The 23095-nt window shown below is 30.7% G+C and carries 24 protein-coding genes; 15 read left to right on the top strand and 9 right to left on the bottom strand.

What is annotated here, in order from left to right; translation table 11 throughout:
- Positions 1–143 precede the first annotated feature (143 nt).
- From KPL44_RS21105 to KPL44_RS21095, 3 genes are all read left to right on the top strand, one after another.
- Positions 144–320, top strand: coding sequence for a YtxH domain-containing protein (locus KPL44_RS21105; protein WP_071614171.1), 177 nt, complete (start codon positions 144–146; stop codon positions 318–320).
- A gap of 189 nt (positions 321–509) precedes the next feature.
- Positions 510–1808: a helix-turn-helix domain-containing protein gene (locus tag KPL44_RS21100; protein ID WP_216254396.1), complete on the top strand. Its 1299-nt coding sequence runs from the start codon at positions 510–512 to the stop codon at positions 1806–1808.
- Positions 1809–1864: 56 nt separating this feature from the next.
- Complete coding sequence (locus tag KPL44_RS21095; protein WP_216254393.1) at positions 1865–3148, top strand: helix-turn-helix domain-containing protein; 1284 nt, start codon at positions 1865–1867, stop codon at positions 3146–3148.
- A 529-nt stretch (positions 3149–3677) separates the two neighbouring features.
- Here KPL44_RS21095 and KPL44_RS21090 read toward each other — a convergent pair.
- Both KPL44_RS21090 and KPL44_RS21085 read right to left on the bottom strand, forming a co-directional pair.
- Complete coding sequence (locus KPL44_RS21090; protein WP_216254390.1) at positions 3678–4403, bottom strand: type 1 glutamine amidotransferase; 726 nt, start codon at positions 4401–4403, stop codon at positions 3678–3680.
- Positions 4404–4451: 48 nt separating this feature from the next.
- Positions 4452–5810, bottom strand: a complete 1359-nt coding sequence (locus KPL44_RS21085) for a MurT ligase domain-containing protein (protein WP_216254387.1) — start codon at positions 5808–5810, stop codon at positions 4452–4454.
- A gap of 150 nt (positions 5811–5960) precedes the next feature.
- Between KPL44_RS21085 and KPL44_RS21080 the strand changes: the two genes are divergently transcribed.
- Entirely contained in the window at positions 5961–6914 is a 954-nt protein-coding gene (locus tag KPL44_RS21080) for a DMT family transporter (RefSeq protein ID WP_216254384.1), read from the top strand.
- Between the two features lie 93 nt (positions 6915–7007).
- The gene (locus KPL44_RS21075) at positions 7008–7832 is read left to right on the top strand and encodes an undecaprenyl-diphosphate phosphatase (protein WP_253201889.1); all 825 of its coding nucleotides are present in this window, start codon (positions 7008–7010) and stop codon (positions 7830–7832) included.
- A 543-nt stretch (positions 7833–8375) separates the two neighbouring features.
- On the opposite strand, the gene KPL44_RS21070 is transcribed toward KPL44_RS21075, so the two are convergent.
- A complete protein-coding gene (locus KPL44_RS21070) occupies positions 8376–9245 on the bottom strand; it encodes a ComEC/Rec2 family competence protein (protein WP_216254383.1) in 870 nt (289 codons plus the stop codon).
- A 151-nt stretch (positions 9246–9396) separates the two neighbouring features.
- Between KPL44_RS21070 and KPL44_RS21065 the strand changes: the two genes are divergently transcribed.
- Entirely contained in the window at positions 9397–10131 is a 735-nt protein-coding gene (locus tag KPL44_RS21065) for a lysophospholipid acyltransferase family protein (RefSeq protein ID WP_216254380.1), read from the top strand.
- Positions 10132–10238: 107 nt separating this feature from the next.
- Here KPL44_RS21065 and KPL44_RS21060 read toward each other — a convergent pair whose 3' ends face one another.
- Positions 10239–10547, bottom strand: a complete 309-nt coding sequence (locus KPL44_RS21060; RefSeq protein WP_216254378.1) for a hypothetical protein — start codon at positions 10545–10547, stop codon at positions 10239–10241.
- Positions 10548–10585: 38 nt separating this feature from the next.
- On the opposite strand from KPL44_RS21060, the gene KPL44_RS21055 reads away from it, so the two are divergent.
- Positions 10586–11071, top strand: coding sequence for a hypothetical protein (locus KPL44_RS21055; RefSeq protein WP_216254376.1), 486 nt, complete (start codon positions 10586–10588; stop codon positions 11069–11071).
- Positions 11072–11107: 36 nt separating this feature from the next.
- On the opposite strand, the gene KPL44_RS21050 is transcribed toward KPL44_RS21055, so the two are convergent.
- The 4 genes from KPL44_RS21050 to panB form a co-directional block, all read right to left on the bottom strand.
- Complete coding sequence (locus KPL44_RS21050) at positions 11108–11329, bottom strand: DUF378 domain-containing protein (RefSeq protein WP_216254374.1); 222 nt, start codon at positions 11327–11329, stop codon at positions 11108–11110.
- Positions 11330–11409: 80 nt separating this feature from the next.
- Positions 11410–11793, bottom strand: a complete 384-nt coding sequence (panD, locus tag KPL44_RS21045; RefSeq protein ID WP_171296237.1) for an aspartate 1-decarboxylase — start codon at positions 11791–11793, stop codon at positions 11410–11412.
- Between the two features lie 21 nt (positions 11794–11814).
- Entirely contained in the window at positions 11815–12660 is an 846-nt protein-coding gene (gene panC / locus KPL44_RS21040; RefSeq protein ID WP_216254371.1) for a pantoate--beta-alanine ligase, read from the bottom strand.
- A 63-nt stretch (positions 12661–12723) separates the two neighbouring features.
- Positions 12724–13551, bottom strand: a complete 828-nt coding sequence (gene panB / locus KPL44_RS21035; protein WP_216254367.1) for a 3-methyl-2-oxobutanoate hydroxymethyltransferase — start codon at positions 13549–13551, stop codon at positions 12724–12726.
- Between the two features lie 494 nt (positions 13552–14045).
- Here panB and KPL44_RS21030 point away from each other — a divergent pair, with 494 nt between their 5' ends.
- Together KPL44_RS21030 and KPL44_RS21025 are read left to right on the top strand one after the other, a co-directional pair.
- A complete protein-coding gene (locus KPL44_RS21030) occupies positions 14046–14417 on the top strand; it encodes a hypothetical protein (RefSeq protein ID WP_216254363.1) in 372 nt (123 codons plus the stop codon).
- A gap of 316 nt (positions 14418–14733) precedes the next feature.
- Positions 14734–16812, top strand: a complete 2079-nt coding sequence (locus KPL44_RS21025; protein ID WP_216254361.1) for a methyl-accepting chemotaxis protein — start codon at positions 14734–14736, stop codon at positions 16810–16812.
- Positions 16813–16900: 88 nt separating this feature from the next.
- Here KPL44_RS21025 and KPL44_RS21020 read toward each other — a convergent pair whose 3' ends face one another.
- On the bottom strand, positions 16901–17350 hold the full coding sequence (locus KPL44_RS21020; protein ID WP_253201888.1) for a MarR family winged helix-turn-helix transcriptional regulator: 450 nt from the start codon (positions 17348–17350) through the stop codon (positions 16901–16903).
- A 245-nt stretch (positions 17351–17595) separates the two neighbouring features.
- Here KPL44_RS21020 and KPL44_RS21015 point away from each other — a divergent pair, with 245 nt between their 5' ends.
- From KPL44_RS21015 to KPL44_RS20990, 6 genes are all read left to right on the top strand, one after another.
- Positions 17596–18246, top strand: a complete 651-nt coding sequence (locus KPL44_RS21015; protein ID WP_216254358.1) for an efflux RND transporter periplasmic adaptor subunit — start codon at positions 17596–17598, stop codon at positions 18244–18246.
- A 39-nt stretch (positions 18247–18285) separates the two neighbouring features.
- Positions 18286–19845: an efflux RND transporter periplasmic adaptor subunit gene (locus KPL44_RS21010; protein WP_216254356.1), complete on the top strand. Its 1560-nt coding sequence runs from the start codon at positions 18286–18288 to the stop codon at positions 19843–19845.
- A 62-nt stretch (positions 19846–19907) separates the two neighbouring features.
- Positions 19908–20549 (top strand): HlyD family secretion protein, encoded by a 642-nt coding sequence (locus KPL44_RS21005; protein ID WP_216254351.1) that lies wholly within the window; start codon positions 19908–19910, stop codon positions 20547–20549.
- A 14-nt stretch (positions 20550–20563) separates the two neighbouring features.
- Positions 20564–22147, top strand: a complete 1584-nt coding sequence (locus tag KPL44_RS21000; protein ID WP_216254346.1) for a DHA2 family efflux MFS transporter permease subunit — start codon at positions 20564–20566, stop codon at positions 22145–22147.
- Positions 22148–22186: 39 nt separating this feature from the next.
- A complete protein-coding gene (locus tag KPL44_RS20995) occupies positions 22187–22831 on the top strand; it encodes an AAA family ATPase (RefSeq protein ID WP_216254343.1) in 645 nt (214 codons plus the stop codon).
- A gap of 21 nt (positions 22832–22852) precedes the next feature.
- Positions 22853–23095: hypothetical protein (locus tag KPL44_RS20990; protein WP_216254339.1), on the top strand; the 243-nt coding region annotated here is incomplete at its 3' end.

Below are 23095 nucleotides of genomic sequence, written 5' to 3'. Positions count from 1 at the left end.
TAGTTTGGCGAAAGTATTATGAACTAAATTTTTATTTTTACTATTAGATTTATTTATTAATTTTCAAAAAAGCACATTAATCAATTAAAAAATGCACATCCTATAAGGAATAAATAAATAAATAAAGAAGGGATGTGTAATTTATGCAAAATAAATTTATATCAACAATTACAGCAGGTGCGATAATTGGCGTAGCTGCAGGTATGATGTTAATTCCTAATATGGACAGAAACACAAGAAGAAGAGCTAAAAAAACAGGCAAAATGGTAATGAATATGGCAGGAGACATGTATGATAACATCAAGGATCATATTTTATAATTATGGTTTAAAAGGCTCCAAACTATGTTAATAAACACATGGTTTGGAGTTTTTAATTTTTTTAGCATAAATTCAAAATCTATTCATATATTTACAATATTATAGGTGAACTATGTTATAATTGAATTAAATTGTCGATTTGTATAAATTAATACTATTATATTACCATGTTGTAAAGGAAGAGTGATTATGGAAATATTATCTATGGGAGAAAAGATAAAGAGGAAAAGAAAAGAGCTTAACATGACATTAAAAGACCTTGCGGGTAGTAGAATAACTCCAGGTCAAATTAGTTTAGTAGAATCCGGTAAATCCAATCCAAGTATGGATTTATTAGAATATTTGGCAAATGATTTAAATACAACTGTTGAATATCTAATGGAGTCGGAGGAAACACAAGCTGAAAAAATATGCTTGTTCTACCAAAATATTGCTGAGGCTCAGATTCTGAATAGTGATTTATTGCAGGCAGAGCAAAACATCGATAAATCTATATATTACTGTGAAAAATATAAATTAGAATATCAAGGAGCTAGGAATTTATCTTTAAGAGGCGATATATATATAGAGCAGCAAGACATTGCGTCAGCTCAACAGTTTTTTCTTTCTGCAAATATAATCTTTATTAAAAACAATTCTTATGAAGAAATAATTGAAACTTTATTAAAACTTGGGAAAATAACCCTTAAGATGATGGGATATCAGTCAGCCTCTAGTTATTTTAAGCAAGCTGAAAAAGTTTTTATAGACAATCAAATGGGAAATGATTTTTTACTAGGCGAAATATATTATTATATAGGTTATACTTATTTTAAATTAGAAAACATTGAAAATGCTATAAAATATTCATATTTAGCTAAGGAAAAATTCAATCAAATAAATAGTAAAAATGAGTATGCTAATTCACTCCTGTTACTCGCGGATGGATATAATAAAAAAGGTGATATTAAAAACGCTATAAAATACTCGAAGGTTACTTTGAAAATATTTAAAGAAATTAATAATTTGACTTATGTATCGGAGATAGAAAATAATTTAGGAAGATTGTTTTATGAATTTGAAAATATGGAAGAATCATTTATACACCTAAATAAGGCTAAGGAGATTAGACAAAATACTAGGGACTTAAAATTAATAGACACGTTAGCTAATATTTGTGAAAATTATATTAAGCTTAAGTCAGTAAGTAAAGCTAAAGAAGCTTTAAACCATATACTAGATTATATAGAAGATGGTAATAATAAAGCACTATTTAAGTATTACTTATTAAAATATAGAGTCGATTTATTAGAAGATAATAAGAATGAAGCTGAAAACACATTACTTCAAGCACTAAGATTTGTAAAAGAGCAAGATAAACTAAAGGAAGCGGCTGAAATATCTATAATGATTGGGAAGTTTTATGTTGATGGTGGCAGAAGTATAGATGCGGCTAAATATTTAAATGAAGGTGTAGAGTTGTTTAAAAAATTAGGAGTAATAAAGTAAACTATTTATGGACAATTTTACAAATTAATTATACGATTTATGGATAGGTGATGACAATGAAAATATTATCAACTGGAGAAAAAATAAAAAGAAGTAGAATATATAAAGGATATACATTAAAAGAGATATGTGATGACAAAATATCAGTATCTAAAATGAGCTGTATAGAAAATAATAAAGTTATAGCAGAGCCCTGGGTATTAGAATTAATCAGTAAGGAATTAGACATAGATCTCGGATATCTAAATGAGAATGTATTTGAGCAAGTTAAGGAAAATATTGAAATATTAAAGGTGAATGTAAAAAATGAGGATAATATAGCTATTAAGGATGAGGATTACAAAACTAATGTATCCTATAATTTGGAGGTAGCTGAAAAATATAATTATTATGATTTAGCTATTGAATTAATGCATATGTTATTTAATTTTTACTTAGATGAAAAGGATTTTGAGAACACTCAAGCAGTTACTTCAAAGTATTATGATTTGTATTTAAAAACATCTATAGAGGATAATAAATTAACTTATTATATAGATATGGCAAGACATCTGTATATAAAAGAAGATTTTCTTCAAGCATCGAGTTATTATCGTAATGTTAGAAAGGGACTTTATAGTAGTAAGATTTTGAATTATAAAAAAATAATAACAGTAACGTATAATGAGGCTGCTTGTAATATTAAGCTAGAAAATTATGAACGTGCTTTTAAAGTAGGAAAAAGGTTACTAGATTTGGTTAAACATGTGGATACAGATCTTCGTGCGGCCCAGATATATCATATGTTAGCTATTTTATCTATAAGAATGAAAAATGGTGACTTTCAAAAATATGAGCAAAAGTCTTATGAGTTATATAAAGATAAGTCATCTTATAAGGCAATGGCTATTTTCAATTATGGGTCAACCATGTTTGACTGTAATATGAAAGAAAAAGCAATTGAGTATATAAGTCATGGGTTAAGCGTATATCCTAGAGATGATAAGGTAGGACTAGTCGAATTTATGCTTAATTGTGTTGAAAAACTTATTAAAAATGATGTAGTTGAGCTTGCACAGAGTATTTCTGATGAAGTATTAAACTATGCAATTAATTTAGATGATATTAAGTTCATAGAAAAAAGCTATTATTATAAAGCTATTATTCTCGATAGACAAGGGAGTGCATCTAGTGCAGAGATGTACATGAATTTATCTTTAGATTCACTATTAAAGTTTGGAAATAAGAAAGATATATATGCTCGTTATTTAGAAATGGGGAGTATGTACCATAAACTATCTAATGTGGCTGATTCTATAAAATATTTTAGTTTGGCATTACAATTAGAGAAAAAGATGTAAATTTGGGATTTATCCAAACTTACATCTTTTTTTCTAGTTACTACTTTGCATAATGTACCCTATGAATTTCTCCTGCGTATCAACCAAATAAGAGTTTGAAACGTGAAATTTCATTAAGAAATTCTAATCTTCTTATCAGCCATTGGAAATAAAAAAATGCAATCTATGAATTTCTCCTGCGTGGCACCAAATAAGAGTTTGAAACGTGAAATCCCATTAAGAAATTCTAATCTTTTGTAAATAAAAATTCTCTCCTCTGGGTCGTTCTCTGGGGGGCATAACAATTATTAATTGTTATGTGCTCACATTCGGCTTACAGCCGGTTCGCTAGACTGCTTGGGCAGTCTCACGAGAATTTTTATTTACAAAAGAAGAATTTTAAATGGGATTTCAATGTTTCTGCTCTTCTTATTTGGTGCCAATACCGGAGAAATTCATACCGGTATTCTTTCAGCTCTTTTATACCTTCATATAATTTATGATGTTTGAGTAGTAATACAACAGTTATTATGCACATTTATACCATTATTTATTTAGCAGTTTCTCTTTTTATTATAAATTCTTTAGCTTTAATTTCTAGGCTATCATCTAAAGAAGTTAAAGCTACTTCATCATATTTGTTATTTAATGCAATTGAAAGCAATCTGTCTGCAAGTTCAGGATTTTTAGAAAGAAGCGAACCGTGGAAATAAGTACAGAAGGTATTTTTATATACGCAACCCTCGTAACCGTCTTCTCCATTATTACCATATCCAACTTCAACTTTGCCAAGGGGTAATAAATCGTTAATATAGGTCCTTCCAGAATGGTTTTCAAAGCCTACATAGGTTTCATCAAACGTTTCATTATGAATTACTGTGTTACCTATAAAACGTTTGTCACCGCTTTGTGTGTAAATATCCAAAATACCAAGACCTTCAACTTGCTCACCACTTGGTGTTGTATAATATTTCCCAAGCAATTGGTATCCACCGCAAATGGCTAAAAATACTTTACCGCTTTCTATATATTCTTCCATTGATGCTTTTTTTAGAGTTATTAGATCTGGAGAAACTATAGTTTGTTCGTAATCTTGGCCGCCTCCAAAAAAAACAATATCGTAATCTTCTGCTTTAAAAATATCACCCATAGATATATTAACAATGTTTACTCCAATTCCTCGAAGCTCTGCTCTGTGTTTTAGTATTAAAATATTACCTACATCCCCATACACATTTAATAAATCAGGATATAGATGACAAATGTTAATTTCCATATTATTCACCTTCTGAATTAGATTTTTTATCATATTATAATTTTGTTATTACCAAATTTTATTTATGTAACCTTTAGTATGTAAAAACTTTCTTAAATTTATCATTGCAGTATAGGTTGCGAGCACATATACTATTTCACCATTGCAAGATTTAATTTCTTTAAGTAAGGTTTCTTCATCCGTGCAAAGTAGGAAAGTATCTGATGAAAAACCAGCTACTTTAAGTCTTATTGCCATATCGTATAGACGAATACCTGAGATCATAACTTTGTTAACATCAAGACTGGTAAGGCGTTCAAAATTCACATCCCAAATCCAAGAGACATCTTTACCATCTGCATAATTATCATTTAACATGAGAGATAAGTTTATTTTACGCTTGTCAAGATTAATAGTGTTTACAGCTTCGTCATAACCTGCAGGATTTTTAACCAATATTATTTTAACTTCGGTGCCATCAATATTTAGAGTTTCTTGTCTACCAAAACTACTAGCTACGGTTTTAAGCGAATGCTCTATAACGTTATCTTCAATTTCAAGAACCTTTGCTACGGAATATGCGCAGAGAGCATTATAAATATTATATGTACCTGGTTGATTTATGTAATATTCTTTATTATTAATATTAACTGAGGAACCACTGGTATTTAGATCAATCACTTTATCTACGAAGTAGGTAAGCTCTGGCCTTTTATATCCACATCCAGGGCAATAGAAATCCCCAAGATGATTGTAGGTTATAAAATTATAACTGTAGGGGGATTTGCAGATTGTGCAAAACTTAGCATCTGCGTTGATATCTACAATTTTATTTTCAGTAACTTTTGTTCCGAAACCATAGTAGATAACATCATTTGTAAGATTTAAGCTTCCAAATAAAGATTCGTCTCCATTAAGAACAAGAGTTGATTCAGGAACTTTTTCGATTCCGACAAGGATTTTCTTTAGAGTTGTATATACTTCTCCATATCTGTCCATTTGATCCCGAAAAAGGTTTGTTATAGTAATTACTTTTGGGGTTATATACTGCGTTACAAATTTAAGATTAGCCTCATCTACTTCTATAACAGCAATTTTTCTCTCGGTGGACTTTTTAAATGAATAATTTGAAATAAAGCATGCAACAATTCCTGTATACATATTTGCACCAGTATTATTAGTAATTACAGGTCTTTTGCTGTCTTTTACAATGCTATAAATCATGCTTGTTGTTGTGGTTTTACCATTTGTACCGGTTATAAGTATAACCTCATAATTATTAGCAATTGTTTTCAAAATGTTTTTATCAAGTTTTAGGGCGATCTTCCCGGGGAAATTAGTGCCGCCTTGAAATATAGACTTTGATAATGTCATAACAAATTTTGAAACTAATATACTGAGTAATGACTGAATTTTAATTTTGAACACATCCTTTAATTGTACTTATGAATTTAGATTTTATTATTAACATAACTTTTATTATACCTTATATTTATGATAATACAATTTTATAACATACTAACATAAATGTCTAACATATTAATCTAACTTATTATTAAATCATGTGGCTTTTTAGGTATGGATTTGTTAGAATATAACGGTAGCACAAAAAACATTAGATTTAAGTACTGGGGGTATCATACTATTTTACTTAGCAAAGGATATATTTATTCGATTTTTTCAGCTGTATTATTCGGGAGTGCGGGGCTATTTGTAAAGCTAGCTTCTGGTCTTGGAATTGAGGCTATAAGTTTACTCACACTGCAGTACATTATAGCTGTTCCATTAATGTTTGTAATCATGTATATTTTTAATAAAAAGTCATTTAAAGTAACAAAAAAGCAATTATTAAGACTCGCGATACTTGGAATTGTTGGAAACACATTTATGACAGTATTTTATTATACAGCCTATAACTATTTACCTATTCAAATGGTGGCTATATTACTATATACATATCCTATAATGGTATTCATATATTCAGCGGTGTTTAAGAAGGGGTCAATAAGTTACATAAAAGTTTTTGCTGTGTTTTTGGCATTTTTTGGTTGCCTTTTAACTCTTGATATTTTATCAAGTCAGCCTAAATATTCGATTAAAGGAGTAATATTTGCTTTAATATGTGCAATGTTTTATGCATTTATGAATATTTATAGCGAAGAAAAATTACAGGGAATTGGCCCGTTAACTATTAATGCCTATTCAACACTTTTTTCACTAATAAGCCTTATGATATACAAATTCCCTCTATTTGTTTTTAGGGGTGATATAACTAAAAACCTTTTAATATATACAACTATACTTGCCATATTTTGTGAAATTATTCCTTTAACATTACTATATGCAGCTATAAAATATATAGGATCGCTTAAGGTATCTATAATAGGAAATCTAGAAATACCAACTGCTATGATTTTATCGTTTTTTATACTACATGAGCATATAACACTTATGCAGATAGTTGGTACTGTTTTAGTAATATGTGCAATATATATGATAAGAACAAAGGGGACAAGCACGGAGAAGTTATGAAAAAGAATATTAATAAAAATTTAATTGTATTTAATTTGTTAATATATTATAATTAAAAATTACAAATTATTTTTAGAAGGGAGCAAACAATAGATGGATTTAAACATTATATTGGTTTTAAAAGCTATAATAATAGCTGTAGTCGAAGGAATAACAGAATTTATTCCTATTTCCTCCACGGGGCATATGATCATTGTGGGAAATATTATAAATTTTAAAGGCACGTTTGCAAATAGTTTTGAGGTAGTAATTCAATTAGGAGCGATTCTTGCTATTATGGTTTTATATTGGAGTAAAATATGGAACTCGATTGTGGGATTTTTTAAACTTAAGCCATCAGGAATTAAATTTTGGACTAATATTATTGTTGCATTTATACCGGCTGCAGTTTTTGGTTTTCTTCTAAATGATAAAATAGATGAATATCTTTTTAATCCAGGTACCGTGGCTATAGGGCTTATAGTTGGCGGAATTCTATTAATAATTATTGAAAATAGATTTAGAAATAAGCATACAACAAAAAGTGTAGAGAAAATAAGTATTAAACAATCATTTAAAATAGGATGTTTTCAATGTTTGGCACTTTGGCCAGGAATGTCGAGATCAGCATCTACTATAATGGGAGGTTGGATTTGTGGCGTTTCTACAATTGCTGCAACTGAGTTTTCATTTTTTCTTGCAATACCAACTATGGTAGGAGCAACAGCACTTACTTTATATAAAACTGGTATGAATTTTAGTAGTGGAGAAATTATTACTTTGGTTATTGGTTTTATAGTTGCATTTTTGGTTGCACTTCTTGTAGTTGAAAGATTTGTTGCTTATTTAAAGACAAAACCTATGAGGGTTTTTGCTGTTTATAGAATAGTTGTTGGTATAGTATTATTATGTTTAATTAAATTTACTGTTTTAATTTAGAAGGGCAGTTCAAAAAAATAAAAAAGATGCAACATATGAAGTTCTCCTGCATAGCACCAAATAAGAGTTTGAAACGTGAAATTCCATTAAGAAATTCTAATCTTTTGAAAATATTAAATTCTCTTTCACTCACATTCGGCTTGCGCCGGTTCGCTAGCCTTCCTTCCAGTCAGTCTCACGAGAATTTAATATTTTCAAAAGAAGAATTTTAAATGGAATTTCAATGTTTCTGCTCTTCTTATTTGGTGCTATTTCCGGAGAACTTCATACTGTTATTCATTCACAGTATGACGCAATACAAAAAAGAAAGTGCTAAATCGTAATAAATTGTTATGTTTAATTAAATTTACTGTTTTAATTTAAAATGAATTTTTCCTATGTGGCACCAAATAAGAGTTTGAAACGTGAAATTCCATTAAGAAATTCATAATAATATTCATTAACAGTATGACGAACTAAAAGATAAAGAAAGTGCTAAATATCAACTATAAAAAAAGTTATCCACATTGTTTTTCGCAAACTGTTTATTGTATAATAAGAAAGCTAGTTATCTAGCTTTTTTATCTTTGTCCCATCACTTATAAGTACAATAGTTTTAGATATGTCAGTTCTATAGACAATAGTGTTTAGTCTTTTAAGTCTATCTAAGGTTTCTCTATTTGGATGACCGTAATCATTGTTTATGCCACAGCTTATTACAGCAATCTTTGGTGACACTTTAGCTAAAAATTCTTTTGAGGAAGATGTTTTACTACCATGATGTGCAACTTTAAGCACCTGAGCTGATAGATCGTAATCATTAGCTATTAACTCTTGCTCAGCCTGAGTTTCTATATCACCTGTAAATAAATAAATTGAATTTTTGTATGATATCTTTAGAGCGCAAGAGTAATTATTTAGATTATCGTAGGTGGTTTTATTTGGGGATAGCATAAAACAGGTGGCATTAGGACCTAAATTTAAAGATGTATTAGGAGTAGCTATTTTTATTTTTAGATTTTTAGCCCGAAGAGCATCGATCATATCATTAAATGTTTGAGTTGAAGTTATTGCTTTGGGTGCGTAAAATTCGCCAATTTCAAAGTTTTTAATAACACTAGCCATTCCGCCTATATGATCTTCATGGGGGTGGGTTGCAACTATATAATCTAGTTTTGTGATATTGTTTTTTTTCAAATACCTAATTAATTTTTGCTTTGAATCACTTGTGCCACTATCAATTAGTAAATTTTTATTATTCACTTGAATAAGTGTGCAATCACCTTGGCCTACGTCAATAAAATGAGTTACCATATTGTTTTCTAAATCTAAGCTAGTTTTTATAGAAGACTTGTAGCTTATAGCTGTACATACAATTACAAAAATGAGTGAGACACAAATTAGTGCATATTTTAACCAAGTTTTTTTGGGCATAAAGGTAATCTCCTACATAATATTTATTTACATAAATGATGTTGCCCAAATGTATAAATAAATATCAATATTTACGAGAAATTTGAAATAAACCTTATTAACTAGTATAATTATACGTGTAATTAAATTAAAGAATGAAAGGAACAGATATATGAGAACTATATATTTTTATATACTTTTTATTACCAATTTGATTTGGATAAGCGCAAAGAGACCCAAATTAAACAGAATCAAAAGGCAAAAATCTATAAAAGAAGCAGAGGTATACCTATTTAAGGTAGCTACGAATTGGGCTAAATTTGTACTAAAGGCAGCAAATATGAATTTGACAGTTAGTGGGAGAGAAAATATTCCAGAGGGGGCTTGCCTTTTTGTTGGAAATCACCAAAGTGATCTTGATATACCAGTAATATTGTCTAATATGAATAATATTACGGGAGCTGTTGCTAAAAAAAGTATGATTAAGATACCAATAATGAGTTATTGGATGAAACAAATACATTGTGTGTTTATGGATAGAGAAAATCCAAGACAGGCGCTTAAGGATATTGCACAAGGTGTTGAATATTTAAAGAATGGATATTCTATGCTCATTTTTCCAGAAGGAACTAGAAGTAGAAGTAACACTATGGGAGAATTTAAGAAGGGTAGTATGAGGCTTGCAATAAAAGCAGGAGTCCCTATTGTTCCTATAACATTGTATGATACCTATACGGCCTTGGAAGGTAATAATGGCAAAATTAAAGGAGCAAATGCTAAGCTTATCTTTGGTAAACCTATATATCTTGATGGAATGACTAAGGAAGAAAAAGCAAATGTATCGGATGTAGTACAAAACATAATTCAAAACAATTTGAACAAGGAAAACGAGAAAAAGATCGGTTAACCATCTCCAAAGGAGCTGTTAAATCATCTCCTCTGGAGCTGTTAATAATCTCTTTCAGAGCTGCGAATCATCTCCTGCGCAGCTCTTTCTTTTAATTTATATTATAATTAGTCATACCTTTTTGTTATTAGATCTTCAATTATAGATATTTTTTCTTGTAGTAAGGTATTTTCATTTTTAAAATTTAATATGTTTTTTTCAACTTCTTTATTTTTACTATTTACGGTGTTTATTGCTCCTTGTAATCTTTTGTTTGTATCAGTTTTTTCTTTTAGAATTGGTTTGTAAATTTTATTTAAAGTAAAATTTTTATCGATTAAGAAGTATGTTTTATTACAAAAGGATGTAAAATATAATTTGCTATTTTTACGTATGTATTCTAATAGGGAAATAATCAAGTCTATAAATTTATTCATGTATAATCACCTCAACTACATTCTACATAAAGAATACTATGAAAGGCAAGGTAATAATCATGGATAAAGAAAATAATAATCATTACTTAGAGAATGTGAATCGTAAAATAAAGAAGTTAGATGATATAAAAAAACAACATGAACTACAATTAATCGATCAAAGCAAGCTCTTAGAACATAGTAATAGTGTCAGTGAAGGGTTAAAGTTTACCAATAATATGCTAAGTGATCATTATAATAGTTTACTGACACTACTTGAGCAACAAGGAATGATTTTTGAAATGAAGTTTACAAATTACGCTCCTCATCAATGGGAGAATTTGGTTATAGTAAAAAAATCTAATGAATATGAAATTCAATCTAAAGCCGGTGGTTTTATAATGATGTTAAATAATAAGTATTCTAAGATTATACAAGATGTAAATAAAAAACAATCACAAAGTTTAATTGTAATAAGAGTTAGAGATAGGTTTGCTTTGGTACAGTTAAGATTTAATTTGAATATAAAAGAAGCCGAATTTTAAATTCAGCTTCTTTTATATTTTTGATATATTTAGAGATTATTTAACTTCAGTTCTGTCTCTGTTACTATCTCTGTCTCTTCCGAGGAAAGATAAAGCATATAGGCCACATAAACCTACTAGAGCGAAAATAATTCTTGTTAATGCGGAGCCAGTACCAAATAAGCTGGATACTAGGTCAAATCGGAAAAATCCAATTAATCCCCAATTTATAGCTCCTATAATAACTAATACTAGTGCAGTACCATCTAATGCTCTCATTGTAAACATCTCCTCTTTAATAAAGTATTGTGATATTATTGTTTACAATTACTCAAAAATTATTACATTATTAAAAAAAATTATTTTATTTGACCATGTTTCTCATAGTGAGCTATTTCTATTACAGCATTTGTTTCATCAACGAATACTACTGTTGGTTTAATTATTTTTGCTTCTTCTTCATTTATTTGGCAAAAAGTCATAATTATTATTTTATCTCCAGGTTGGACACATCTAGCAGCAGCTCCATTTATACACATAACTCCACTACCGGCATCCCCTGCAATAACATAAGTCTCAAATCTATTACCATTATCAATATCTACGATTTGAACTTTTTCATATTCTAGAATATTAGATTTTTCCATTAGTGATTTATCTATTGTTATACTTCCTACGTAATTTAATTTAGCCTGCGTGATTACGGCTCTGTGTATTTTAGATTTTAACATAGTTAATATCATATTTAATCCCTCCTTAATAAATTAAGCTTCATATATAAAATTATCTATTAATCTTGTTTTGCCAATATATATGGCTATGGCAATAAGAATAGGTTTATTTACAAAACCTATAACAGTAAGGGACAAAGCATCTACAATTTCTATATAATCAATCCTTGCCAAAGTCTCAGTTTTAATTTGTGCTTTTATAATTTCTTTTAGAATATCTGTTGACCGTTCACCATTTGACAAGGCTTCTCTACATTTAGTTAAGCTTTTGTTTAGAATTAAAGCGGCTCCTCTTTCTTTTGATGATAGATAAATATTACGTGAGCTTTTTGCAAGTCCATCTTTTTCACGTATAATAGGGCAACCAATAATTTCTATATCAAAATTTAAGTCTCTAACCATTCTTTTTATTATAGCTAACTGCTGAGCATCTTTTTGTCCAAAATAAGCTTTGTCTGCAGGAATTATGTTAAAGAGTTTTGAAACTACAGTACATACTCCAGCGAAATGATTTGGCCTTTTAGCACCACAAAGACCTGTTGCAAGTTCTTTAACACTCACACTTGCTTCTATATCCTTATAATACATTTCGGTGGCTTTTGGTGCAAATATTAAATCAGCTCCAGCACCCTCACATACAATTTCATCCTTATGCAGATCTCTTGGGTAAGAATCCAGATCTTCACTAGGACCAAATTGTATTGGATTTACAAAAATACTTACCACAACTTTCTCGTTTTCTTTTGCAGCGCGGCTTATTAAACTTGCATGGCCCGCGTGCAAAGATCCCATAGTAGGAACTAAGGCAATGCTATAACCTTCTTTTTTCCAAGTTTTGACTTGATGGCGAACTTCGTTAATAGTTTTTACAGTATTCATTTGCTAGAGGCATTAGTACCATATTGTTATTAATGCCTATTACACTTCCTTTCTTAAATAAATTTAATATAAATTTTTTAAAATTTCATCATTTATTTTAAAACAGTGTTCACTGGACGGAAAAGTTCCTTCGTTTACTTCTTTAATATATGATTTAAATCCAGATCTCATTAGGTCACCTACATTCGCAAAACTTTTTACAAACTTTGGTTTAAAATCTTCAAACATATTTAGCATGTCTTGATATACTAAAATTTGACCATCACAGCCACCACCAGCACCAATACCAATAGTTGGTATACTTACTTCATTTGATATAAGCTCTGCAAGTTTTGCGGGTATACATTCAAGTGTAATAGCAAATGCACCTGCATCCTCTATTTTTTTAGCATCTTCAATAAGTTTTTTAGCGTCTATGCTATTATTTCCTTGGACTTTAAAGCCTCCAAACATATTAACAGATTGAGGAGTTAGCCCAATATGACCCATAACAGGTATTTGAGCAGCAACTATTGCTTTAATTTGAGGACAAACTACAGCTCCACCTTCTAGTTTTATAGCTGATGCTCCCGCTTCTTGTAAAAATCGTCCAGCGTTTTTAATAGCATCATATAAGGATGATTGGTAAGACATAAAAGGCATGTCTCCTACTACAAGTGCATTTTTAGTGCCGCGAACAACAGCCTTAGTATGATGAAGCATATCATCCATAGTGACACTTAAGGTATCTTTATACCCAAGGCAAACCATACCTAATGAATCTCCTACTAAAATACCATTAACGCCACATTCATCAATAATTTTAGCCATTGAATAATCGTAAGCTGTAAGCATTGTTAATTTAGTACCTGCTTTTTTTGCAGCCATAAAGGTAGAAACAGAATTTTTCAATTTTTAATCCTCCTACATTTTTAAATATTATTTGAATTAATATTTATAGTTTTTGGTTGTTATATAGAAAAACAAGGGTTGCGTAAAATTAAATAGGGTAAATTAAGTATGCGATTGCATCTGAATTGTTTATATTTAAAAGAAAACCAGAGGTTAAGTAACTCGCTTAGGAGCTGTAACCACAAGTATGAAATATTTCGAATTAGTAAATTTAAAAAACATCTCAGATAACTGAGAGGATGATACTCTTGAAGCGCAGTCTCATTCATAAAGATATGAGCAGATAATTTAATAATTTAAATTTTTTATGTTAAACAATAAAGTGCAGTTCGCAATCGATACTACCCAAAAATATTTTAGCATAAATTTATTTTTAATACAAACATAATTATACAAATATAATTATATAAATTAATGCATAAACTATTGATATATTGTAGAAAATGTTTGATAATGTATAATATACATTCATTTATAGAAAAGGTGGGATAAATATGAATATGGCCATGCAAATACTTAGTATGATAGCATTAACAATTGTTGTTTTTATAATATATTATGTTTTAAAAACTTATTTACTTAGTAAAATAAAAATTAGTAAGTGGGTAGTGCTTGCAATAGCTATAGTATTTTTTATAGCTCCTGTAATCTTCTGGCCAACCATGCCGATCTTTGTATCTAAATATGTAATACCAGGAGTATTTGTTATTTTTGCTTTATGGTTTATGGATTTATCAGGATTTATGAAAAGAAAAAACATTTCTAGATCAAATTATACGAATACTGGTTATGGAAAAGATAAAAAAAAGGATATAGTTATGAGGCCTAAGGCTAAACCAAACAGAGTTAAGAATAATAAAAAGTAAAAAAAAGAAGTACAAGTTTCTTATGGAAATTTGTACTTCTTTTTTCTGATAAAAATTTGACAATGGTTAAAAATCTTAGTAATATTAATGAATAATAACATATGATGATTAAGATGGATATATATTCAATAAGGGATTGAATGTAATAATTGGAAAAAATGTTTGAAAAACAAAATAAACAGGTTATGTTTAAGCTAAGTATCATGGTATAAATTTACAATCATGTAATTATAATAGATGAAGAAATTAATGGGGAAATTTTCATATTATTAATATTATTTTAAACATAGCCCAAAATTGTAGGGGGCTAAAATTTATGAAACAAAAAAGAGCAAAAGAAAAAGGAGTAAAAAGAACGTCAATAAAAAAGAAATTTATATTATCAATGAGTGTAACAACGCTAGTGGCTTCCTGTGTACTTGCAGGAACTTTTATAACATATTCGTATAAACAAATAAAAACTTCAACGGAGGAACAAAATTCTAGCATTGCACAAAGTTCAGGTCAAAATATAAATACATATTTATCAAAATACGAATCTTCTATTAAGGAAGTAGCAAGTGGAATTGGAACCGTGGATAACGGCAAAGATAAAAATGTTATGATAACAAATATACTTAGGAATGCACAGAATAATGATAAAGCTCTTGTTGATACATATTATATTAGTGCGAAAACAGGATTCATGGACATATTTCCTTGGAATCCTTATCCAGGCGTGGCACGAGATTTAAAAGCTTTTAAAGATACAAAAGCAAAAGGGGATATAGTATGGTTTGATGTTTACAAGGATAAAGGTGGAACAAAGGAAATGATGATTTCTATTACTTATCCTGTAAAACAAAATGGGAAATTCATAGGAGCTTTAGGATATGATATTAGTTTAACATCAATGGGGGATGTTAGGACAACCCTTGAAAAAGGAAATAGTAATAAATTAATTTTCCTTGATAACAAGGGAACTCTAATAAGTTCTTCACTATTTACTCAAATGGGTAAAAATGTAGCTCCAAGTTTTTCAGAAAAATATGATGATAAAGGAATTGAAGATATTCTAGCAAATAAAAAAGATTTTAGCAAACAATATTCTTGGGCTGATAAGGTTTATAGCGATAAGAATGGAACAACTAAGGCAACTATAGCAGGCACCACTTACGATGCATCTTATTCAACGATAGAAGGGTTAAATTGGAAGATGATTTCATTAAAGCCTGAATCAATAGTTAAAAATAAAATAAGTTATCTAGTTAGGTTAAGTATTATAGTTTTAGTTGTGACATTGATACTAGTAGTTCTATTAGCTTTTCTAACAAGTGATAAATTGGTAAAAGGTATAAAACATATTAAAGATGTAGTTAATAAAACAGCAAAGGGTGATTTGACAATATTATTAGATATAAACTCAGGCGATGAATTAGAAGATTTATCAAATGACTTTAATGATATGACAAGGAATCTAAACTCTTTAATTTCGGAGTTAAACCAAAAATTTAAAGCGGTACAAGAAACGGCGAGTAGTTTAATTACTATATCAAAACAAAATAGTTTAGCAATTGGGGAGGTAACAAAGTCTATAGGAGAGATATCTTCTGGAACACAAGGACAAACCCAACAGATTGAGGATGGAGCGACAGCTATCGTAAGTCTTGGACATGAAATTGAAACAATAAGTGATAAATCAAATTTAATAGAAAACTTATTAAATAAGACTACAAATGATATTGGCAAAGGTAATAATGATGTTAGAACCCTAGAAGGTTCATATGCAAAACTTGAAACGTCCCTCGGAATGGTTTCTGGAATTATTAGCAAATTAAATAAAAAATCAAATAATATAGCAGAAGTTACAAATGTTATAGCGGATATTTCAGAGCAAACTAATCTTTTATCATTAAATGCTTCTATTGAGGCTGCGAGAGCAGGTGAGGCAGGAAAAGGGTTTGCAGTAGTTGCAGAGGAAGTAAAGGAACTTGCTGAAAAATCTAAAGATTCGTCATTAAGTATTAAAGAAATTATTGATAGCATAATAACTGATACAAGCTCTGCAGTTGAATTTATGAATAAAACCAATGGAATTAATCAAATTCAAAAGGAAGCTGTAACAAATATAAATATATCAATGCAAGAGATCACCTCTTCGATTGATGAGGTATTGTCCCAGGTTAAAGAAGAACTTCAAGGCATAAAGAAAACTACTGGAGATAAGGATAATGTGGTTACAATGATAGATGGTATATCAGAAGTTGCACAAGAAACTTCTGCTTCTACAGAGCAGATAGTTGCTTCTATGGAAGAACAATCTGCTTCCTCAGAAGAAGTTAGTAACCACGCTAATAATCTTATAGTATTAATTGAAGAACTTGAAGGGAAACTTGAAATGTTTAAATTTGAATAAGTAATAGAGCTAAATCAAGTAGAGGTCAAAAGTATAAGAACTAAAATAATAAAGAGTATAAATTTCTTTTAGAAATTTATACTCTTTATTATTTCGATTTTTTAAGTAGACGGCAGAATATTGAAAGTCCCTCAAGTATCTTTGTTTTTTCTTCAGGTAAAGCATTTTGTATAGCATTAATGAATGGTGTATACATTTTGTTCATTGTATTTTTAATATAATTATTTGCTTTTTCTGACATGAAAATCCGTGTAAATCGCCCATCACAAGTATCTTGCCTACGAATTACAGTTCCACGAGTTTCTAATCTATCGATAATTCCTGAAACTGTACTATGGGATAAGTTTAATCTTTTACTAAGTTCTTTAAGGCTTAAACCATCTTCTGTAACTAATTCTCTCATAACGTTTAGTTGTGGAATTGTAAAACCACCGTTTAAGGTTACTGATTTTGTGAAAGTGTCTGAAGTTTTTTTTATTAAACGAACACTATCTACAATAAACTTTTCTACAAATTCATTATCGTTAATATCCATCATTGTTTCCTCCTGATAACTAATATTAGTACAGTTTTAAATTATAAGTTGCATCACAATCAATAATACAAGGTTGCAATCATCTAGTCAAGGTATGTATTACTACTAAAAGATTACTATTAGCAAATAAGAAATAAAAACCAAATAAGTAATTTCGTGTTGACATTTTAATAATGTGGGAGTAAAATAAGTTGCACGATGACGCGTCGTAACAAGACGTATTTAGATTTAGAGGGTAGGTGTACAAAATGAAGGGTAAATTTAAAGTATTATTAACAGTTGGTTTGGGCCTAGTTCTAGTGGTGGGTGGGTCTATAGGTGCACATTTTTGGTATAATTATACCCACTATTTATCAACGGATAACGTAGAATTAGTCGCTGATTTTATAAAAGTAACACCTCTCACTTCTGGAAAGCTTTTAGAATTCAATGTTAAGGAAGGGGATTATGTAGTTAAGGATCAGCTAATTGGAAGGTTAGATGCTGGCGTCGATAGTGGTGCGGCATCTAATATAAGAGCACCAATTAGTGGAATAGTTGCTTCGAAAAGTGCACTCGTTGGAGAATACGAATCAAGTGCAACATCGCCTACACTTGCTCTAATAATGGATCCTCATAAAATTTATTTAATTGCTAATATCGATGAAACGGATATTGCTAAAGTAAAGATAGGCCAAGCAGTTGATATATCTATAGATCAATTTAAGGGGAAGAAATTTACTGGCAAAGTGAGTTCAATTTCACAAGCATCAAATAATGCTTTTTCAATTCTTCCAGCTCAAACAAGTGGTACATTTACAAAAGTTGTAGAAAGAGTACAAGTAAAAATTGAAATTAATAATTCTGATACTAAATTATTACCAGGTACAAATGCAATTGTAAAAATTCATATAAAGTAAAATTTTAAGTTTAATTAAATGATTGGAAGGTGAATATTATTGAAATTTGAGTTAAAAGATATGATAAATAAGGGACTTAAAAATAAGTTCCTAAAAATAGCAGGGGTTGTAATAGTAGTTTTTGTTGTGGTCGTGATAGTAAAGAATACAGCGTTTAGTAGTAAATTAGCTAGTTCAGCAAAGGCATCTGATCAGAAAACTGAAACTGTAAAAAAAGGAAATATAACAACTCAGGTTGAAGGGGCAGGACCTATATATTTTACTAAAAGCAATAAAATTAATTCAAGAGTTGGTGGCAAAATCACAAAAGTAAACTTTAAAGTGGGAGACAAAGTTAAATCGGGAGACGTTATATATGAACTTGATGATAAAGATGCTAAGACTTCTGTAGATATTGTGAAGCAAGGGCTTAAACAAAGTGAGGTAACCGGCGATGCGAGTAAAGAAGCTGTTTCAGACTTATCAATCAGTGCACCATTTAGTGGACAGGTGAAAAGTATTGCTGTAAATGTGGGTGATACAGTAGCGGCAGGTGGTGTAGTTCTTACGATTACAGATACTTCAAAGCTTAAGGTGTTACTTTCCTTTAATGCAAAAGATGTGGGCCAAATATCAATTGGGCAAGCCGCTAAGGTAAATATAACATCGATGACGCAAGCTGTAGATGGAAATGTATCGTATATAAGCAACCAACCATCATCAACGATTTCAGGTGGACAGATATATACTGTAGAAATTGTAATGAATAATCCAGGTGCTCTACTTGGCGGTATGACTGCTAGTGCAGATGTTAAAACATCTAAGGGAAGCGTAAGTAGCGCGAACACTGCTAGTATGAATTATATAAACAAGCAAGCGGTTATTAGCAAAACAGGGGGGACTGTTCAAGCTATTTCCGTTAAAGAAGATCAAAAAGTTGATTCTGGGGCATCTCTTGTTCAGATGAAAAATGATTCTATTGTGAGAGCTCAAGAAACTACAAATATTGGAATGGAAACCACGCAAGACCAGATAAATTTAGCGACCTCACAGCTAGATTATTATAAAATAACTTCACCTATTAGTGGAGTGTTATCAACTGTGAATTTTCAAGTAGGAGATACTATAAATGCTGGCGTTGAAGTGTCGGAGGTTTTAAACCAAAATAATATGAAATTTGATATACCTGTGGACGAAATTGATATAGCTAAAATAGTTCCAGGGCAACTGGCAAGTATTACAGCAGACTCAATTCCAAGTACCTTAAATACACCAGTTAAGGGAGAAGTTGAGACCGTTGCGTCTAAGGGGACATCTTTAAATGGGGTAACCTCATATTTAGTAACTATTAGGGTTAAAAGCAATTTCAATTTGTTTAAGGGTGGAATGAATTCAAATGCTAGTGTTCAAGTGATTAATAAACCTAATGTTTTATATGTTCCAATAGGAGCTATAACAAATGGCAATGGGAGCAGTTACGTTTTATTAAAAGATAATAAAGGAATACATACAGAAGTGGAACTCGGAGTTAAAAATGATAAATATGTAGAAGTTAAAAGTGGACTAGTTGCGGGGGATCAAGTAATTTTAACACAAACCTATGCTTCGACAGCAAATTAGAAGAGGATTAAAGCAAATAACCTAGTATTTAAAGGAAATACGCAAAGAAGGTAGGTGTAAAAGTGAAGAGTAGACGTAAATTTTTATTATCCTCTGTTGTAGTTGTGCTTATTTTAGCTTTGGCATATATTGGCATACACTATTGGTACGAAAATAGCTATTATATATCAACTGATGATGCTAAAATCACTGGTGACTTTATTAAAGTTACTCCACTTGAAACTGGAAAACTATTAAAATTCAAGGTAAGAGAAGGAGATCTTATATCTAAAGATCAAATTTTAGGATATATAGATGCTAACAGTGCGGCTGCAAATATAAGAGCGCCAATTAGTGGGACAATAGTTAAGGTGGTTTCACATGTAGGTGATTATGTATCAAGAAGCCAATTAACCACATTAGCATTGATTGTTGATACAAAAAAAATATATATAAAAGCTAACATTGAGGAAACAAAAATTAATAAAATACATCCGGGCCAGTCAGTTGATGTAACAGTAGATGAATATGTTAATAAAAAATTTATTGGCAGGGTAGAATCAATTGGGCAAGCATCTGAATCTGTTTTTGCAATTACTCAAAGTTCTACTAGTGGAACTTATACGAAAGTTGCAAGAATAATACCTGTAAAAATTGAGTTAAATAAAAATGACGTTAGTTTATTAACAGGTACTAACGCTACTGTAAAAATACACATAAAGTGAGGAAGTGATATAATATGGAAAACAAAGGAAATGATAACTCGAATAGGTGGCTTGTACTGTTTGTAGTAATAATCGGAACTTTTATGTCTGTATTGGATAGCAGTATCGTAAATATCGCTGTCCCTACTCTAATGTCTGTGTTTGGTGTAGATTTGGACAAGATAAAATGGGTATTAACTGCATATACTTTAGCACTTGGTGTAGTTATTCCATTTACAGGTTATTTAATGGAGAGATATGATTTTAAACAAATATATATGGTTGCACTTGGAACGTTTTCTGTTGGCTCATTTTTATGTGGTTTAGCTTGGAGCAATAATACAATGATAATTTTTAGAATTATCCAAGCACTAGGTGGGGGTATGATTATGCCTGTAGGTATGGCTGTCGTTTTCAGTTTGTTCCCACCGAATGAACGAGGAAAAGCCTTAGGGATTTGGGGGGTAGCTGCTATGGTGGCGCCTGCTATCGGTCCAACACTCGGCGGCTATCTTCTACAAACTACAAGCTGGAGATTACTTTTTTACATAAATGTACCTATAGGGATAGCAGGAGTAATACTCGCTGGTACCATAATGAAAAAAGGACCTAAAAAACCAAAGATATCTTTTGACTACCTAGGCTTTATTTCAATATCTATCAGCCTTGTAAGTTTACTATACGTATTAGGTGAGGGTACAATAGATTGGTCAAATATAGAAACTCAAATGCTTATAACAATAGGATGCTTAGGTATGGTTTTCTTTGTTATTAATGAACTTACACATGATAATCCATTGTTAGAATTACGAATATTTAAAGAATTAAATTTTTCTATAAGTCAAGGGTTATCAATAATTACTACATTAGCTATGATGGGTGGGATGTATGTATTACCTCTGTTTTTGCAAAATGTACGAGGATTTACAGCAATGGAGACAGGTATGATTATGTTTCCCAGTGCTATAGCATCTGGTATTATGATGCCAATAAGTGGGGCACTTTTTGATAAGTTTGGTGCAAAGGCGTTAACAATTACTGGTCTTATAATCGTAGCCATCGCATCCTACAACTTTACTTTTTTAAGTATGGGTATGAGTAAGGAGACTATAACTATGCTTAATCTTATACGTGGTGTAGGCATGGGATTATGTATGATGCCAGTTAATACTGCCGGTATGAATTGCATACCACCACATCTAACTGCAAAAGCATCAGCTCTTTCGAATACCATAAGGCAGGTAACGTCATCTCTAAGTGTAACGATAATGACTTCACTAATACAAAGTAGAAATAGTTTTAATTATGCAAAACTAGCAAATGAAATAACTCCATTTAATCAAGTAGCGGTAAATTATATGAAAACACTTACAGGTGTCTACATGAATGCAGGTTACTCAGCTGCTAATGCAAAAGTAGCAGCAGTTACTGCTATTGCAGGAGGGCTTGCTAGGCAAGCATATATTGATGCACAAACATATGCGATTGCTGTTACTTCACTCGCAATAGTTTTTGGAATAGTTTTAGTCCTATTTCTTAGAGAAAAAAAACAGCTACCAAAAGTAAAAAGTGTTGATTCAATGCAAGAAGAAATGCATATGGCAGATATGCTTGAATAATTAAATAAATGTAGATTATATTGTTAAGGGGGTTTTAAGATGGTTAATGATATACCACTCGTAATTACGATCAACCATAAATTTGGAAGTGGAGGAGCATATTTAGGTCAGAGAATTGCAGAAAAATTGAATATGCTGTATATTGATCATCAAATTATTGATATGACTGCACGAAAACTAAACATATCATCTGAAGAGGTAACAGCAGGGGATGAAAAACCGACATCCTTTTGGCATTCTTTATTACAGTACTTCGCATATATCGATACAAGCACATACGCTGCTCTAGATTCGAAACCTGTGACTAATCATCAAATTTTTAATGCCGAGGCAGAGGCGATATTAGAATCTTATAAGGGGAAATCTGCTGTGATATTGGGACGTGGGTCTTCATATATACTTGCGAATCATCCTCGTCATGTAAGTATTTTCCTGTATGCAGATAGTGCTTATCGGGCGTCGCGCATTCGAGAAATTAATAACATATCAGAACAAGAGTCACTAAAACTTGTAAAGTCTACCGATAAGATGAGAGATTTATATATACGTGAAATGACAGGACATGAGCTTGAAGATGCTTGTCAATACCATCTGTCGCTGGATACAGGCATACTAGGACTTGATGAAACAGAAAAAATTATTTTAGAATATATTCATTCAAGGAAAGAATTATATAATTCTTAATTAATAAAAGGATGGTGTAAAATGAAATTTAAAAAGGCTACTATGAGTATTTTTTTAATATTTACTTTCTTTATAAGTACAATTAGTTCGAATTTTGCTTCGGCTGTTACTGTTGCTGATTATTCGGGGGGGGTTGCTAGGATGAAGCAACTTGGGATTGTGAATGCAGCGGTAGTTTCTAATGCTATGACTAGGGGGCAATTTGTTAAATCCGTAGTGATAGCAGCTGATTTAGAGGATGGAGCCTTAGGAATGAGAGGGGCT

The organism is Clostridium sp. DSM 17811, assembly GCF_018861905.1.
GTDB lineage: Bacteria > Bacillota > Clostridia > Clostridiales > Clostridiaceae > Clostridium_AD > Clostridium_AD frigoriphilum.
Note: the sequence above shows the minus strand (reverse complement) of the source record. Positions and strands in the feature narration are given on the sequence as shown.